At 72.6% G+C, this 14823-nt stretch carries 16 protein-coding genes; 7 read left to right on the top strand and 9 right to left on the bottom strand.

Features of this window, described 5'->3' with window-relative positions; genetic code table 11:
* Nucleotides 1–16: 16 nt before the first annotated feature.
* The 4 genes from CP980_RS23295 to CP980_RS23280 all read right to left on the bottom strand — a co-directional run bounded on the left by CP980_RS23295 (nucleotide 17) and on the right by CP980_RS23280 (nucleotide 4557).
* The gene (locus tag CP980_RS23295) at nucleotides 17–1210 is read right to left on the bottom strand and encodes a lipid-transfer protein (RefSeq protein WP_132755652.1); all 1194 of its coding nucleotides are present in this window, start codon (nucleotides 1208–1210) and stop codon (nucleotides 17–19) included.
* 11 nt (nucleotides 1211–1221) lie between these two features.
* Nucleotides 1222–3354 carry an acyl-CoA dehydrogenase family protein gene (locus CP980_RS23290; protein WP_150529000.1) on the bottom strand — a complete coding sequence of 711 codons (2133 nt, stop codon included), beginning with the start codon at nucleotides 3352–3354 and terminating at the stop codon, nucleotides 1222–1224.
* A 134-nt stretch (nucleotides 3355–3488) separates the two neighbouring features.
* A complete protein-coding gene (locus CP980_RS23285) occupies nucleotides 3489–3749 on the bottom strand; it encodes a DUF397 domain-containing protein (protein WP_150528999.1) in 261 nt (86 codons plus the stop codon).
* Entirely contained in the window at nucleotides 3709–4557 is an 849-nt protein-coding gene (locus CP980_RS23280; protein ID WP_150528998.1) for a helix-turn-helix domain-containing protein, read from the bottom strand. Before CP980_RS23280 ends, CP980_RS23285 begins: the two co-directional genes overlap by 41 nt.
* Before the next feature lie 135 nt (nucleotides 4558–4692).
* On the opposite strand from CP980_RS23280, the gene CP980_RS23275 reads away from it, so the two are divergent.
* The gene (locus CP980_RS23275; protein ID WP_150528997.1) at nucleotides 4693–5052 is read left to right on the top strand and encodes an ATP-binding protein; all 360 of its coding nucleotides are present in this window, start codon (nucleotides 4693–4695) and stop codon (nucleotides 5050–5052) included.
* 93 nt (nucleotides 5053–5145) lie between these two features.
* Nucleotides 5146–6180 carry a polyprenyl synthetase family protein gene (locus tag CP980_RS23270; protein WP_150528996.1) on the top strand — a complete coding sequence of 345 codons (1035 nt, stop codon included), beginning with the start codon at nucleotides 5146–5148 and terminating at the stop codon, nucleotides 6178–6180.
* A 6-nt stretch (nucleotides 6181–6186) separates the two neighbouring features.
* On the opposite strand, the gene CP980_RS23265 is transcribed toward CP980_RS23270, so the two are convergent.
* A complete protein-coding gene (locus CP980_RS23265) occupies nucleotides 6187–7242 on the bottom strand; it encodes a right-handed parallel beta-helix repeat-containing protein (protein WP_150528995.1) in 1056 nt (351 codons plus the stop codon).
* Between the two features lie 220 nt (nucleotides 7243–7462).
* Between CP980_RS23265 and CP980_RS23260 the strand changes: the two genes are divergently transcribed.
* The 4 genes from CP980_RS23260 (at nucleotide 7463) to CP980_RS23245 (ending at nucleotide 11248) form a co-directional block, all read left to right on the top strand.
* Entirely contained in the window at nucleotides 7463–8110 is a 648-nt protein-coding gene (locus CP980_RS23260) for a class I SAM-dependent methyltransferase (RefSeq protein ID WP_150528994.1), read from the top strand.
* Between the two features lie 136 nt (nucleotides 8111–8246).
* The gene (locus CP980_RS23255; RefSeq protein WP_229907216.1) at nucleotides 8247–9179 is read left to right on the top strand and encodes an N-acetylmuramoyl-L-alanine amidase; all 933 of its coding nucleotides are present in this window, start codon (nucleotides 8247–8249) and stop codon (nucleotides 9177–9179) included.
* Nucleotides 9180–9315: 136 nt separating this feature from the next.
* Nucleotides 9316–10131, top strand: a complete 816-nt coding sequence (locus CP980_RS23250; protein WP_150528993.1) for a DUF5336 domain-containing protein — start codon at nucleotides 9316–9318, stop codon at nucleotides 10129–10131.
* A 106-nt stretch (nucleotides 10132–10237) separates the two neighbouring features.
* Entirely contained in the window at nucleotides 10238–11248 is a 1011-nt protein-coding gene (locus tag CP980_RS23245) for an LLM class F420-dependent oxidoreductase (protein WP_132755634.1), read from the top strand.
* Between the two features lie 47 nt (nucleotides 11249–11295).
* Here CP980_RS23245 and CP980_RS23240 read toward each other — a convergent pair whose 3' ends face one another.
* Together CP980_RS23240 and CP980_RS23235 are read right to left on the bottom strand one after the other, a co-directional pair.
* Complete coding sequence (locus CP980_RS23240) at nucleotides 11296–11712, bottom strand: hypothetical protein (protein WP_150528992.1); 417 nt, start codon at nucleotides 11710–11712, stop codon at nucleotides 11296–11298.
* A gap of 75 nt (nucleotides 11713–11787) precedes the next feature.
* Nucleotides 11788–12474: a hypothetical protein gene (locus tag CP980_RS23235; RefSeq protein WP_373312944.1), complete on the bottom strand. Its 687-nt coding sequence runs from the start codon at nucleotides 12472–12474 to the stop codon at nucleotides 11788–11790.
* Nucleotides 12475–12608: 134 nt separating this feature from the next.
* Here CP980_RS23235 and CP980_RS23230 point away from each other — a divergent pair, with 134 nt between their 5' ends.
* A complete protein-coding gene (locus CP980_RS23230) occupies nucleotides 12609–12911 on the top strand; it encodes a hypothetical protein (RefSeq protein ID WP_099892738.1) in 303 nt (100 codons plus the stop codon).
* Between the two features lie 55 nt (nucleotides 12912–12966).
* Here the strand turns inward: CP980_RS23230 and CP980_RS23225 are convergent, their stop codons facing one another.
* Nucleotides 12967–14055, bottom strand: a complete 1089-nt coding sequence (locus CP980_RS23225) for a prenyltransferase/squalene oxidase repeat-containing protein (protein ID WP_132755630.1) — start codon at nucleotides 14053–14055, stop codon at nucleotides 12967–12969.
* Nucleotides 14052–14786: a class I SAM-dependent methyltransferase gene (locus CP980_RS23220; protein ID WP_099892734.1), complete on the bottom strand. Its 735-nt coding sequence runs from the start codon at nucleotides 14784–14786 to the stop codon at nucleotides 14052–14054. Before CP980_RS23220 ends, CP980_RS23225 begins: the two co-directional genes overlap by 4 nt.
* Between the last annotated feature and the right edge of the window lie 37 nt (nucleotides 14787–14823).

The raw sequence follows: 14823 nt of genomic DNA, 5'->3' as shown, positions 1-14823 counted from the left end.
CTGAAACCAGCTACGGTCAGCCCCGCCGCAGCATCGTCACCACCGCCGCGCCGCCCAGGCCTATGTTGTGCGCCAGGCCCACGCGGGCGCCGGCGACCTGGCGGGGGCCGGCCTGGCCGCGCAGCTGCCAGACCAGTTCCGCCGCCTGCGCCAGCCCCGTCGCGCCCAGCGGGTGCCCCTTCGAGATGAGGCCCCCGGAGGGGTTCACCACCCACCGCCCGCCGTACGTGGTCGCGCCCGACTCCACCAGCTTCCCGCCGGCGCCCTCGTCGCACATGCCCAGCGCCTCGTACGTCAGCAGCTCGTTGACGGAGAAGCAGTCGTGCAGCTCGATCACGTCCACGTCCTCGATCCCGAGCCCGGACGCCGAGAACACCTGCCGCCCCGCCGCCCGCGTCATCGGCTTGCCGACCACGTCGATGCACGAGCCGGAGGCGAACGAGTCCTCCGTGTCCGTCGTCATCGCCTGCGCGACGATCTCCACCGCCTTGTCGTGCAGCCCGTGCGCGACCACGAACCGCTCCGAGACGACGACCGCCGCCGCGGCCCCGTCCGAGGTCGGTGAGCACTGGAGCTTCGTCAGCGGCTCGTGGATCGGCTTCGCCGCCAGGATCTCCTCGACCGTGTACACGTCCTGGAACTGCGCGTTCGGGTTGTTCGCCGAGTGCCGGTGGTTCTTCGCCCCGACCGCCGCCAGCTGCGCGGCCGTGGTCCCGTACCGCTCCATGTGCTCGCGCGCCGCGTTCCCGAAGATCTGCGCGGTCGGCGGGGACATCTCGAAGCCGTGCCCGGCGGCCATGATCCCGTAGTGCCGGGCCACCGGCGAGGTCTTGAAGTCGGAGCCCGCGTCCGCGCCGCCGCCCAGCGCGCCCCTCTTCATCTTCTCGAAGCCCAGCGCGAGCACGCAGTCGCTGATGCCGCCCTCCACGAACTGCCGCGCCATCATCAGCGCCGTCGAACCCGTGGCGCAGTTGTTGTTCACGTTGTAGACCGGCACCCCGGTCAGCCCCAGCTCGTACGCGGCCCGCTGGCCGGCCGTGGAGGCCTGGAAGCAGTAGCCCACGGGCACCTGTTCCACCTGCTCGTACCCGATCCCCGCATCCGCCAGCGCCGCCGTCCCGGCCTCCTTGGCCATGTCCCAGTACTGCCAGTCCCGCGACTCCGGCTTCTCGAACTTCGTCATGCCGACGCCCACGATGTACGACTTCATCACTGTGCCCTTCAGTCCCTGGGGAGGCCGAGGATCCGCTCGGCGACGACGTTGAGCTGGACCTGCGTGGTACCGCCGGCGATGGTCAGGCAGCGGGACATGAGCATCCCGTGCACCGCCCGCTCCCCCGCCCCCTCCCGCACCGCGCCCGCCGGACCCAGCAGTTCGAGCGCGAGCTCGGCGGTCCGCTGCTGGTGCGGGGTCTGGACGAGTTTGCGTACGGAAGCACCGGCGCCCGGCTCCAGCCCCGACACCTGCTGGAGCGTGGTGCGCAGCCCGATGCAGGCCAGGGCGTGCGCCTCGGCGGTGAGCGCCCCGATCCGCGCCCGGTACGCGCCGTCGAGCTCGCCGGAGCGGGCGATCAGCGCTTCGAGCCCGGTATCGAAGGTCATCTGGTCGGCCATGTGGACCCGCTCGTTGCCGAGGGTGTTGCGGGCGACCTTCCATCCCCCGTCGGCCTCCCCGACCAGGGCGTCCGCGGGCAGCGGCACGTCGTCGAACCAGACCTCGTTGAACAGGGCCTCGCCGGTGATCTCCTTGAGCGGGCGCACGTCGATCCCGGGGGTGCGCCGCATGTCGACCACGAAGTAGCCGAGTCCCTTGTGCTTGGGGGCGTCCGGATCGGTCCGGGCCAGCAGGATCCCGAAGTCGGCGCTGTGCGCGGAACTCGTCCACACCTTCTGACCGTTGACCTTCCAGGATCCGTCCGCCATGCGCTCCGCCCTGGTCCGCAGCGAGGCCAGGTCCGAGCCCGCCCCCGGCTCGGAGAAGAGCTGGCACCAGGTGAGCTCTCCGCGCAGCGTGGGCGCGACGTACGCCTCCCGCTGCGCCTGCGTCCCGTACGCGAGCAGCGAGGGCACGACCCAGGTGGCGATCCCCAGGTCGGCGACGGAGACCCCGGCCGCGGCCAGCTCCTGCTGGACGACGAGCTGTTCGACGGGCCCGGCGCCGAGTCCGTACGGGGGCGGCAGGTAGGGGGCCGCGTAGCCGGTGGGCGCCAGGATCCGGCGGGCGGCGGCCGGGTCGAGGCCGCGCGCCGGCCCGATGGCGGCCCGCGCCCGTTCCCGGTACTCCTCGGCCCGCGCGGGCAGTTCCAGGCGCAGCTCCCGGCGGGCGCCGCCGGCCGCGAGCCGCACCGCCCGTATCCGGTGCCCGTCCCCGGCGCCGAGCAGCTGGCGGGCGACGATCGCGCGCCGCAGGTGGATGTGGGCGTCGTGCTCCCAGGTGAAGCCGATCCCGCCGAGTACCTGGATGCAGTCCTTGGCGCAGGAGTACGCGGCGTCGAGAGCGGTCCCGGCGGCGAGGGCGGCCACGAGGGAGCGCACCTCGGCGGGCTCCTCCGCCGCCTGGGCGGCGTCCCAGGCGAGGGCCCGGGCCTGTTCGAGGCGTACCAGCATGTCGGCGCACAGGTGCTTGACGCCCTGGAACCGCCCGATCGGGCGCCCGAACTGCTCGCGCACCTTGGCGTACTCGGCGGCGGTGTGCAGCGCCCAGGCGGCGGTGCCGCAGGCGTCGGCGGCGAACAGCGCGCAGGCCAGGTCCCGCACGAGGGCCGTGTCGAGATCGAGGGCGCGGTCGGCGGTGGCGGTGACCCCGCGGGCCCGCACCTCGGCGGTGGGCCGGGTCGGGTCGGCGCTGTCGTGCGTACGGACGTCCAGCGCGGCCGCGTCCACGGCGAACCAGCACGTCCCGTGCGCGGCTTCGGCGGCGAGCAGGACCAGATCGGCCTCGCCGGCGCCCAGCACCGGCGGAGCCTCGCCGTCGAGTACGTACCCGCCGCCCTCGACGGCGACGGCGGTCAGGCTCCCGGGCCCGAGGGCGACGGCGCCGACCCGCCCCGCGAGGGGCTCGGCCCCGGCCCGGTCGAGCAGTACGGAGGCCAGCGCGCTCGGCAGGAACGCCCCGGGCAGCGCCGCCCGGGCGGCCTCCTCGACGACGACGGCCAGGTCGAGCAGGGTGCCGCCCTCCAGGTGCGGCTCCAGCAGCCCCTGCGCGGCCATCGCGTCCCAGTACGCGGGCCGCACCCCGGTCTGCGGCGGGGTGTCGAGCAGCTTGCGCACCTCTTCGGGCGGCACGGCGCGCGCCGCCCAGCCGCGTACGGCTGCGGCCAACTCCCGCTGTTCTTGCGTGATTCCGATGCCCATGCGCGGCAGACTAGAACACGTTCCATTCTGACGGAAGGTCAGATGCGGAGTGGGTGCGCCGGGGCAAGACAAAACCGCCCCGACGGCGTCGGGGCGGTGTCTCGTGCGCGGGGCTGCGGTCTGCTGCTCTGCTCCTAGAGGGCGCCGACGAACGCGGCGAAGGCCGCGGGGCTCACGGTGAAGGCGGGGCCTTCGGGATCCTTGGAGTCCCGTACGGCGATCCGGCAGGGCTGAGCGGCGACCTCGACGCAATCGCCGCCCGTGTCACCGCTGTACGAAGCCTTCCGCCAGGCGGCGGCGCCGAGGGGGGCGCACTCGACACAGTTCCCGCCCGTATCACCGCTGAACGAGGACTTACGCCACCTTGCGCCCGTCAGGTTCTGGTTGGTGCCCATAACGCTCCTCCATTACGCGGGCGATCCGCGCCGCCGAGTCCTCCACGGAGAGCGCGGCGGCCTGCAAATGATCGTAACGGAGCGAACCCTCCCTGAGAGCCTGCGGATTGGCCGTCATGTGGCCCTGGATGAAGTCCTCGGTATAGACGAGGTCCGGGTCGTCATCGAACCTCAGGAGGCTGAACTCTCCCATCAGCCCGGCATGGGCGCCCGCCTCAAAGGGCAGGATCTGCACCTGGACCCACTCCCGCCTCCGCAGAGCCAACAAATGGGCGAGTTGGTTCCGCATGACCTCCCGGCCGCCGATCTCCTGGTGCAGCACGGCCTCGCTCATGACCACCCACATCAATGGCGGGTTCTCACGGTCGAGTATCCGCTGCCGCTCCATTCGGGCGGCCACCTTCGCGTCGAGGTCCCCCTCGGTCCGCACCCCCAGCACCGCCCTCGCGTACTCCTCCGTCTGCAGCAGCCCATAGACCAGCTGCGCCTGGAATGAGGAGACATACGCAGCCCGCGCCTCCATCTCCGCATACGGCTGGAACCACGTCGGCAGCTGACTCCGGAGCACCAGCCCCACCAGTCGGGAGAACAGCCCGTCCGTCCCCAGCGCCGCGTCCACCCGCTCGGAGAAGTCCCGGGTCGGGACCTTCCTCGCCGTTTCGATCTGCCCGATCAGCGAGGCCGTGCAGAACACGACGCCTCCGAGCTGGCCCTGTTTCATCCGCGCCTCCTCCCGCAGGCGGCGCAGCTCCGCGCCGTAGTAGTCCAGCGGGGAGGCGCTGGGATCGAGATCGCGGATGTTGACCATGAGGCGGTCACCCCCAAGTACACGCCCTGCGGCGTTCGTTTCGGTCTGTAGCCGAGCGTAACCACGCCACCGCAGTCTGGTGACGTGAATCACGCAACTGAGCATTCAGCAGCCGCACTTGGCGAGAGCTACCGCATGACCTTCACCGTCAGTGAGCACTCGGCCCGCCACATGCGGCGCATCCTGCGGATCTACCTGGCCAGCTGGGGCCTGGCCGGGGTGACCCACGCCGCCGAACTGGCCCTGACCGAGCTGGTCTCCAACGTCGTGCGGCACGTCCCCGGCCGGACCTGTTCGGTGCTCATCCTGTGCGGGCCGGAGGGGCTGCGGGTCGAGGTGGCGGACGACTGCCCGGGGCCGGCCCGCCCTGCCCGCGGCGAGGGGCTCGCCGACGGCGGGCGGGGGCTGCTCCTGGTCGAGGCCCTGACCGACCGCTGGGGCGCGGAGCCGACGGCCGCCGGCAAGACGGTGTGGTTCGAGTGCGACAGGACATGAACCGGTCATGTCCGGAAATCGCTCTAGATCCCTCCGCGCCAAATGACCGAATCTGGGGCGTTGACGCCGAGCCGAATTCATTTCAGGAAGGAAATGGTCGTGAATTGCATCACTTATGTGGACCTCCACCGGCACGTCGCCCCGGACATCCAGGCGGAATTAGAGGCGGCCGTCTCGACCCTCACTCCCGCTTCGGGTGCGGGCGCCGCCAGGAGCGCCGTGAGCAGACTCCTCAGGCATCAAAAAATGCGGCATCCCCTCTCCGTGCTGCCGATGATGGTGCACGCCATCGAGACGGGGCAGCCCGGACCGGCCGCCCCGCTGGCCGCCGTGCACGTGCTCTGGTGGACCTCGGCCTGCTACCTCGACGACCTCGCCGACGGGCACGGTACGACCTCGTCCGACATCATCGGCCGGGACGAGGCCCTGCTGGCCTCGACGCTCAGCGGAACGGTTCTGCCGGTCCGGATCGTCCGCTCGCTCCCGGTGCCGGCCGCGCTCCAGGTCGCGCTCACGGCCGAGATCGCCACCGGCTGGGCGGTGGGCGCCGAGGGACAGCTGACCGATATCGACGCCGATGCCGAGTGCGCCACCCGGAACTCGGTGATCGAGACCTACCGCGGGAAATCCGGCGGCCCCTACTCGATGATTACGGCGATGGCGGCGCTATTGGCGGGCGCGAGTGACGAAAGAGTAGAACTGTGGCGGGAGTTCGGATACATATTCGGCATTCTGTGGCAGCTGTTCAACGACCAGGAGGACATACTGTCCGGCCGCAATGAGGACCTCCTCAACGGGACGGTCACCTACCTGCTCACGTGCGCCCTCGACGACGCCCCCGACGCCCCCGACGCCCCCGCGGCCCGGGCCCGGGAGGACGTCCTGGGCCTCTGCGCCGCCGCCCGCCGGTGCCCGCAGGCGCGCGAGGAGCTCAGCGGCCGTCTCCTGGCCCCGGACGTGCTCGCCCGGTTCGCCGCGGACCTCGACGCCTTCCGCGTCGAGGCCCACCGGCTGCTGACCGTGCTCGGCGGCGACGAGCGCCACGTGCCGGTCATGCGTCATCTCGTGGACCACTCGGCGCGGATGCTGCTGCGGGCGCGCCTCGCCCCGGCCCCGGCCGCGGTGTAGGACGGGTCAGTCGGTGCAGCCGGCGAAGACGCCGGGGGCGCAGTTGGTCGGAAAGTTGTCGGCCACGGTGGTGGCCGTCAGCGAGACGGTGCTCTCGTGGTTGAAGATGCCGCCCGGGGCGCCGCCGGCGTAGTTGTTCGTCACCGAGCTGTTCCGCAGGGCGAGGGAAGCGCCGGCGATGTTGGAGATTCCGCCGCCCGTCGCCCCGGTCTCGATGACCCGGTTGGCGAAGACGGTGGTCCGCTCCAGGGTCAGGGTCGACCGGCGGTTGAGGATCCCGCCGCCGCCGTCGTTGTCCTCGGCCGTGTCGTTGCCCTGGACGAGGGTGTCCGTGACCGTCCCCGTGAGCATGAAGGCGCTGATGCCCCCGCCGTCGAGCCGGGCGGCGTTGTCGGTCACCCGGCTGCCGGTGAGGGTCAGGCTGCCGCGTGCGTCGAGACCTCCGCCGGTGTCCTTGGCGGTGTTGCCGGTGATGGTGGTGTTCGAGATGTTCGCGGTGCCGGAGCTGGCGACGCCGCCGCCGTTGTTCGTGGATACGTTGTGGCTCACGGTGCTGTTGCGGAGGTTGAGCGTGCCGGAACTGCCGATGCCGCCGCCGGCTCCGGAGATCGCCGAGACGTTACCGGTGACCGTGACGGAGTCGAGGGTGAGCACGCCCGCGTTGGCGATGCCGCCGCCGCCCCCGCCGCCGCTCTCCGACCGGCCGCCGCGGACGGTCAGGTTGTTCAGGGTGAGCCTGCCGCCCGGGGCGGCCACCTCGAAGATCCGGAACCCGGTCGCCGACTGACGGCGGATGGTGCTGCCGTTGCCCACGACGGTGATCTCGCCGGTCACCTGCGGCAGCCCGTTGCCCGGGTTGTCGGGGGCCGTGAGGGTGTACGTGCAGCCGGGCGCGAGGAAGAGGTGCGCGGGGCCGGCGATGTCGTTGGCCGTGGTGATGGCGCTCCTCAGCGCGGCGGCGGTGCACGGCACGAACTGCTGCGCGTGGGCCTCGGCGGCGGGCAGGACGGCCACGGTCGCGAGGGCGGCCGCCGTGGCGGCGGAGACTCCGAGTCGGAACATGACGGCCAAAGTACGCATGTAAGACAAAAGGACCGCAGTACGGGAGGAGGGCGCGCCGCAGCCGGTCCCTCCGAGGAGGGAGCCCCGCCCGCCACTCGGGCGGGGCCCGCCCCCGCGGCCGCGCACCGCCCCGGCATGGTGCGCTACCGGCCGGTAAGGCACCATGGGCGCCCAGCCACCCAAGAGCACAGCCACCCGAGAGCACAGCCGGAGGAACCCCATGGCCCCCGCCACCCCCAAGCCGGAGATCCTGGCCGCCTTCGAGGCCGCCAAGGGGTTCATGCCCGTACGCGAGGGCCTCGCCCTGTACGAGGCGGCCGCCGGGGCCGCCGCGCTCGGGCTGCCCCTCCTCGAAGTCGGGACGTACTGCGGCCGCTCCACCATCCTGCTGGCCGACGCCGCCCGCGAGGCCGGGGTGGCCGCGATCACCGTCGACCACCACCGCGGCAGCGAGGAGCAGCAGCCGGGCTGGGAGTACCACGACCCGACCGTGGTGGACCCGGAGGTCGGGCTGATGGACACCCTGCCGGCCTTCCGCCGCACGCTCCACGCGGCGGGCCTCGAAGACCACGTCATCGCGATCGTGGGCCGCTCCCCGCAGGTCGCCGCGGCCTGGGGCGGCAGGCTGGGCTTCGTCTTCATCGACGGCGGCCACACCGACGAGCACGCCTGCGGCGACTACGAGGGCTGGGCCCCGCGCGTCGCCGAGGGCGGGACGCTCGCCATCCACGACGTGTTCCCCGACCCGGCCGACGGCGGCCAGGCCCCGTACCGGATCTACCTGCGCGCCCTGACTTCCGGCGCCTTCGAGGAGGTCTCGGTGACCGACTCCCTGCGCATCCTGCGCCGTACCGCGCCGGGCATCTGAGGCACGGGGTCCGCGGCACGCGTACAGCCCGCCGGCGGCGGACCCACACGGCGCACGTATAAGCGGATAAGCGCACCACGCCCCCATATGGCCCACGGTCCGCGCCGGCGGCGGACCGCCGGTCTAGCATCGCGGCGTGCGCTACGACGACAGTCCCCCCTCCCCCGAGTCCGACTCCTCGGTCAGCCCGGACCGGCGGTGGTTCACGCGCCGCTCCGGGCTCGCCGTCGGGGCCGCCGTACTCGCCCCGACCCTCCTGGCGGGATGGGTCCTCGTCCAGCTGACCACCGGAGCGGGGGCGGACGACGCCCGCCCGCCCCGGATCGTGATGCCGGCCGCCGCCCCCTCGCCCACCCCGACCTCCTCCCCTTCCTCGGCCGCCCCACAGGCCAAGGGCCCGCTCTCCGGAAAGACCGTGGTCATCGACCCCGGCCACAACACCGGCAACTTCAAGCACACCTCCGAGATCGACAAGAAGGTCGACATCGGAACCAACCTCAAGGAGTGCGACACCACCGGCACCACCACCAACGCCGGTTACATGGAGGCCGAGTTCACCCTCGACGTGTCCCGCCGGCTGCGGACCGTCCTGGAGGCCAAGGGCCTCAAGGTGGTCCTCACCCACGAGGCCGACCGCGCCTGGGGCCCCTGCATCGACGAGCGCGCCCGCATCGGCAACGAGGCCGCCGCCGACGCCGTGGTCTCGGTCCACGCGGACGGGGTCTCCTCGGGCAACCGCGGCTACCACATCATCCTTCCGGCCAAGGTCAAGGGCGGTGCCGCGGACACGGCCAAGATCGTCGGCCCCTCGCGGGACCTCGGCGAGCGGATCGGCTCGAACTTCGCCCGGACCACCGGCTCCGCCCCCGCCAACTACCTCGGCAGCGGCACCGGCTTGGTCGTCCGCGACGATCTGGGCGGACTCAATCTCTCGACCCGGCCCAAGGTGTTCATCGAATGCGGCAACATGCGTGACGCCAAGGACGCGGCGCTGCTGACGAGTCCGGAGTGGCGGCAGAAGGCTGCCCAGGGCATCGCGGACGGCATCGTCGGCTTCTTGGGCGGGTAGTCCCCCCAGGACAGCCTGCCGCCCCGATCCTCTCGGTTGCCGGGAACCTCCGTACCATGGTCCCGCCCGCCCCGCTCCTGCACGTGCGCGACCGCGGCACCACGAGACGACCGAGACCGAGAAGGACACCTAAGACGTGAACATCCGCTCCCTCACTCGAGGCGACGGCGTGGTGATCGGAGCAGCGGCGCTGCTGTTCATCGCCTCGTTCCTCGACTTCTACTCCGCGACCGGCCTCGACCTGCCGAGCGTGTGGGACACCGACGTCTACCGTCTGGCGCTCCCCAGCATCTTCCTGCTCGGCTTCATCGCGGCCGGTCTGCTCATCGCCGCCCGCTTCCAGCCGGAGACCCGCAAGCTGGCGGGCCTCCCGCTGGCCGCGTGGGGGACGGTGCTCGCGGTCGCCGCCGCCTGGTCCTCCCTCTGGTCCCTGATCACCAGCCCGAGCGGCGCCGACCTCGGCGCGGGCTGCATCATCGCCTTCCTCGCCACCCTCGTGCTGGCCGGCGTGGCCGTCGCGGGCGCGAAGATCCCGGCGCTGGCCGGCGGCCTGGTGCCCGAGCCGAAGCCCGTCGCGGCCGCGCCGTACGGCGGCCAGCCCCAGCCCGGCACCGGGTACGGCTACCCGGGCGCCCAGCAGGGCCAGCCGTACGGCTCCACCCCGCAGCCGGTCCCCCCGTACGGCGGCACCCCGAACCCGACGCCGACCCCGGGCCCGGGCCAGCAGGACGCGGCGCCCGCTCCGGCGGCGGACTTCACCCCGTTCTGGTTCGCGGTCCCGGTGGCCCGCCCCCTCTTCCCGGAGGACGGTTCCCCCACCCCGATCGCCGAGCTCGCGCCGGGCACCTGGTACCTGGCCGTGGACCAGCGCGGCCCGGCCACGCTGATCGCCCAGACCCAGGACGGCCGCCGCGGCGTCCTCAACGACACCTCGGGCATCCAGCGCGGCTGACGCGCCCCGTCCGTACGGCCGACGGCCCCCCGCCCTTCCGGGCGGGGGGCCGTTGCCCTACAGTCACCTGACGCATCGTCAGATATGGCTGGAGGGGACGACGTACATGCGCCTCGGACTCGCACTCGGCTACTGGGGCCGCGGCCCCGACCGGTCCCACCTCGACCTCGCCACCGAAGCCGAGAACCTCGGCTACGACTCGGTGTGGACCGCCGAGGCCTGGGGCTCGGACGCCTTCACCCCGCTCACCTGGATCGCCGCGCACACCTCGCGGATCCGCCTCGGCACCGCGATCGCCCAGATGGCCGCCCGCACCCCCACCGCCACCGCCATGCACGCCCTGACCCTGGACCACCTCTCGGGCGGCCGGATGATGCTGGGCCTGGGCCTGTCCGGCCCCCAGGTGGTCGAGGGCTGGTACGGGCGCCCCTTCCCCGCGAGCCCGCTCACCGCCACCCGCGAGTACGTCGACGTCATCCGCCAGGTGCTGCGCCGCGAGGGGCCCGTCGCCCTCGACGGCCGCTTCCACCAGCACCCGTACCGCGGGGCTGACGGCACCGGCATCGGCAAAGCGCTCAAGCCCATCACCCACCCGCTGCGCGCGGACCTGCCGCTCCTGCTCGGCGCGGAGGGCCCGAAGAACATCGCCCAGACCACCCGCATCGCGGACGGCTGGCTGCCCCTCTACTGGTCGCCGACCCGCACCGACGTGTACCAGGCCTCGCTGGCCGAACTCCCCGAAGGGTTCATGATCGCCCCGATGGCCCGGGCGAAGGTCTGCGACGACGTCGCCGAAGGCCTGCTGCCGGTCAAGGCGATGCTCGGCTTCTACATCGGCGGAATGGGCCACGCGGCCCGCAACTTCCACGCGGACCTGATGGCGCGCATGGGCTACGAGGAGGAGGCCCGCCGCATCCAGGAGCTGTTCCTGGCCGGGCGCCGGGAGGAGGCGGTCCTCGCCGTCCCGGACGCGTTCGCCGACGAGATCTCGCTCATCGGCCCGCGCGAGCGCATCGCCGAACGCCTCGACCTGTGGCGCAAGGGCCCGGTCACCGACCTGCTCGTGACGGCCCCGGACCCGCACACCCTGCGCGTCCTGGCGGAGCTCAACAGCTGAACGGCCGCCGCGGCGGCCACCCAACCGGGACGCCGGCCCCCGGCGTGTCAGGGGGCGGGGGCGTCCGTGTCCGGGCCGGCCTGGGGGACGGCCGCCAGGAGTTCGGCCAAGTCCAACGGCATGACGGCGATCTCGATGGTCCCGCCGGGCTCACCGCTCCCGTAGGCGCAGGCCACGATCCGCGATCCGGGGTTGATGGCCATGCCCTCCTTCACGGAGGGCGCCCGTACCCCGGTCGCCCGGCCGCCGGTCAGCGCTACGGGCTCACCGCGCCGGGGCACCCAGCGCGCCCCACCCGGGCCGGTGAACACCCGGCCCATGCGCCAGCGGCCCGCTCCGGCCGGATGGCGCGCCATGCACGGGATCCCGTCCGGGCTGCCGGCCGCGAGCCGCTGCCGCTGCTTGCGCCGTATGAGCCACCCCACGCCGCAGGCGGCGGCCGCACCCACCAGGAATTCGATCACCCGTCCATTGAAACAGGCCGACGGGCCGACCGGGCGACGCTGGCCGGCCGGCCCTCGGCGTATGCGGGGCGGAGGCTAGCCGCCGCTCAGCTGGGACAGGCTCGGGACCTTGTCGGTCACGGGGGCGCCGGCGCCCGCACCCGCACCCTTGACTCCGTTGATGACGTTCTGGAGGGAGGTCACGTCGGCGTCGCTCGCGTCGCCCTTGCGCAGCTTGGAGCCGAGCCCCTTGAGGGACTCGATGCTCGCCGTCAGCGGGGCCAGCGCCTTCGACAGCAGCGGGTCGCCCTTGGCGTTGTCCGCGGCCGCCTTGAGCCGGTTGTAGGCGAACGCACCCGCGAGGCCCGCCTTGATCAGGGCGAACGTACGACCGCTGGCGCCCTTCTTGAACTTGCCCGCACGGTACGGCTTGATGATCCACTGGTACGTGGCCCCGGCCGCAAGCCCCGCGTTGGCGACGAACCGGGTCTTCGCGAACTTCTGCTTCTCCGCGGAAGTGGTGGGCGCGGGCGTGGCCGCGGCGGCCGCCTCGTCGGCGGTCTCCTGCCAGACGGCCGCCTGCGCGGTCAGCGCCTGCACGGTCAGCGCCTCGGCGGCCGCCTCCTGCTGCGCGGCCACGGACATCGCGATGTCGGAGCGCGCGGGCTCACCGCCGCCGGACCCGCTGGCGGAGCCGCCGCCGCAGGCGGTGGCTCCGGCGAGCAGCGCGCCGGACACGAGCAGGGCGGTGCAGGCACGGCGGAATCGGGTGCTGACGGGTATGGACTCGCTGGGTTTCGACACGGTGGACCTCCGGGGAGTGAGGTGTCTCCCGCAGCGTCACCCGGGCCCCCGTGCTGCGCCACTTGGCTGACCCGTTCGGGTTTGCTTCACCCGGACGGGGCAAGACGCGGTGCATGCGCACACACACCGGAGTACACGCCCGAGGAGGCGTTCAAGCCGGCCGGGTCGTCGCCGCGGTGGCGGACGTCATGGCCTTCACGATCGGCTTGTGGGTCCTTCTCTATTTCCTCGACGCCAACCGGGGCAACGGACTCGTGGAGTTCATCCACGACGCCGCCACCTGGCTGGCCGGCTGGTCCTACGACCTGTTCACCTTCGACCGTGAGTGGGTCCAGGTCGTGGTCGGTTACGGCGTGGCGGCCGTGGCCTACCTCGTCATCGGCCACTTCATCGCGGGCCGGCTCTACCGGCGCTGACCGCGGTTTCCCGTAGGGGCAGGCCCCGCCCGCGGCGGCCTGCCCCTCCGTGTGCTCAGCCCTGCAGGCAGCAGTCGGGCTCCAGTCCGGACGGCAGCTCCAGCCCCCCGAACACGGCCCCCGTGGCCTCGTCCCCGCCCAGCGCAGCCACGGCGAGCAGCAGCGACCCGGCCGTCCAGGTCGTCTGCTCGACCGGCCACACGGCCTTGTCCTCGAAGACGTAGCCCGTCCAGTACATGCCGTTGTCCGCGCGCAGGTGCGTGATCGAGCGCAGGACGTCCAGCGCCCGGTCCGACTCGCCCATCGCCCACAGAGCCAGCGCGAGTTCGCAGGACTCCCCGCCCGTCACCCACGGGTTCGGCAGGACGCAGCGCACGCCGAGCCCGGGCACCACGAACTCGTTCCAGCGCTCCTCGATCCGCGCCTTCGCCTCCGCGCCGCCGAGCGCACCGCCCAGCACCGGGTAGTACCAGTCCATCGAGTACCGGGACTTGTCCAGGAACCGTTCCGGGTGGCGCCGGATCGCGTGCCCGAGGGCCCCCGCCGCCAGCTCCCAGTCGGGCTGCGGCTCCTCGCGGTGCTCGGCGATCGCCAGCGCGCAGCGCAGCGCCTGGTGGATCGAGGAGGAGCCGGTGAGCAGGGCGTCCGTGACGGCGCCGCCGTCCGCCTCCCGCTTCCAGCCGATCTCCCCGCCCGGCTGCTGGAGCCCGAGGACGAACTCGGTCGCCGCGAAGACGACCGGCCACATGCGGTCCAGGAATGGATCGTCGCCGGTGGCCAGGTAGTGGTGCCAGACCCCGACGGCTATGTACGCGACGAAGTTCGACTCCCGGCTCGCGTCCTGGGGCCGGGCGGTGTCCACCCCGTCCGGCCGGTCCGCGTACGCCGCGTACCAGGAGCCGTCGGCGTTCTGGTGCCGCGCCAGCCAGTCGTACGCCCGCTCCGCGGCCTCGTGTTCGCCGGCGGCGTCGAGGGCCATCGCGGCCTCGGTGTGGTCCCACGGGTCCAGGTGGTGGCCGCGGAACCACGGGATGGCCCCGTCGGAGCGCTGCGCGGCGAGGATCCCGGCCACCGTCGCGGCGGCCTCCTCGGCGGTCAGCACCCCGTCCAGGACGAGGCGTTCGGTGCGCCCGGGCGAGCTCACTTCGCTGCGCCGACGGGAAGGTGCGGCTTCGTCGCGTACGCCACGAAGCTCTTGCCGATCACCGGGTTGAGCGCCTGCTCCGCGAGGCGCGTGGCCAGCGGCTTCTTCATGATGTCCCAGACCAGGAGCTTGTGGTACGCCTTCACCGGCAGCGCCTTGTCGTTGTCCACGCCGAACGCGCACTTGAGCCACCAGTACGGGGAGTGCAGCCCGTGGGCGTGGTGGGTGCCGTACGGCTTGAGGCCGGCGGCCTCCATCTTCCCGAGCAGCTCGTCGGCCTTGTAGATGCGGATGTGCCCGCCCTCGACCTCGTGGTACGCGTCGCTCAGCGCCCAGCAGATCTTCTCCGGGCCGTAGCGCGGGACGGTGACGGCGATGCGGCCGCCGGGCTTGAGCACGCGCACCATCTCGGCGAGCACGCCCTTGTCGTCGGGGATGTGCTCCATCACCTCGGAGATGATGACGACGTCGAAGGACTCGTCGGGGAACGGCAGGGCCAGCGCGTCGCCCTCCATGGCGGTGGCGGTGGCGCCGGCCGGGGCCTCACCGGCCTCCTTCATGGCGGCGAACCACTTGGCGACCTCGCGGATCTCCTCGCCGTTGCGGTCGACTGCGACCACCTGGGCGCCGCGCCGGTAGCACTCGAAGGCGTGCCGGCCGGCGCCGCAGCCCAGATCGAGCACGCGGTCGCCTGCGGCGAGCGGGAACCGGGAGAAATCGACGGTCAGCACGGGGTCCTGCCTTCGCGGTCGCGGGGGTGTACGGGGG

The organism is Streptomyces vinaceus (assembly GCF_008704935.1).
Lineage (GTDB): Bacteria > Actinomycetota > Actinomycetes > Streptomycetales > Streptomycetaceae > Streptomyces > Streptomyces vinaceus.
Note: the sequence above shows the minus strand (reverse complement) of the source record. Positions and strands in the feature narration are given on the sequence as shown.

Excerpts from the sequence above, each read along its gene's own strand:
- CP980_RS23295 (WP_132755652.1), bottom strand. The coding sequence starts at position 1,210 with ATGAAGTCGTACATCGTGGGCGTCGGCATGACGAAGTTCGAGAAGCCG.
- CP980_RS23290 (WP_150529000.1), bottom strand. The coding sequence starts at position 3,354 with ATGGGCATCGGAATCACGCAAGAACAGCGGGAGTTGGCCGCAGCCGTA.
- CP980_RS23285 (WP_150528999.1), bottom strand. The coding sequence starts at position 3,749 with ATGGGCACCAACCAGAACCTGACGGGCGCAAGGTGGCGTAAGTCCTCG.
- CP980_RS23280 (WP_150528998.1), bottom strand. The coding sequence starts at position 4,557 with ATGGTCAACATCCGCGATCTCGATCCCAGCGCCTCCCCGCTGGACTAC.
- CP980_RS23275 (WP_150528997.1), top strand. The coding sequence starts at position 4,693 with ATGACCTTCACCGTCAGTGAGCACTCGGCCCGCCACATGCGGCGCATC.
- CP980_RS23270 (WP_150528996.1), top strand. The coding sequence starts at position 5,146 with ATGGTCGTGAATTGCATCACTTATGTGGACCTCCACCGGCACGTCGCC.
- CP980_RS23265 (WP_150528995.1), bottom strand. The coding sequence starts at position 7,242 with ATGTTCCGACTCGGAGTCTCCGCCGCCACGGCGGCCGCCCTCGCGACC.
- CP980_RS23260 (WP_150528994.1), top strand. The coding sequence starts at position 7,463 with ATGGCCCCCGCCACCCCCAAGCCGGAGATCCTGGCCGCCTTCGAGGCC.
- CP980_RS23245 (WP_132755634.1), top strand. The coding sequence starts at position 10,238 with ATGCGCCTCGGACTCGCACTCGGCTACTGGGGCCGCGGCCCCGACCGG.
- CP980_RS23230 (WP_099892738.1), top strand. The coding sequence starts at position 12,609 with ATGCGCACACACACCGGAGTACACGCCCGAGGAGGCGTTCAAGCCGGC.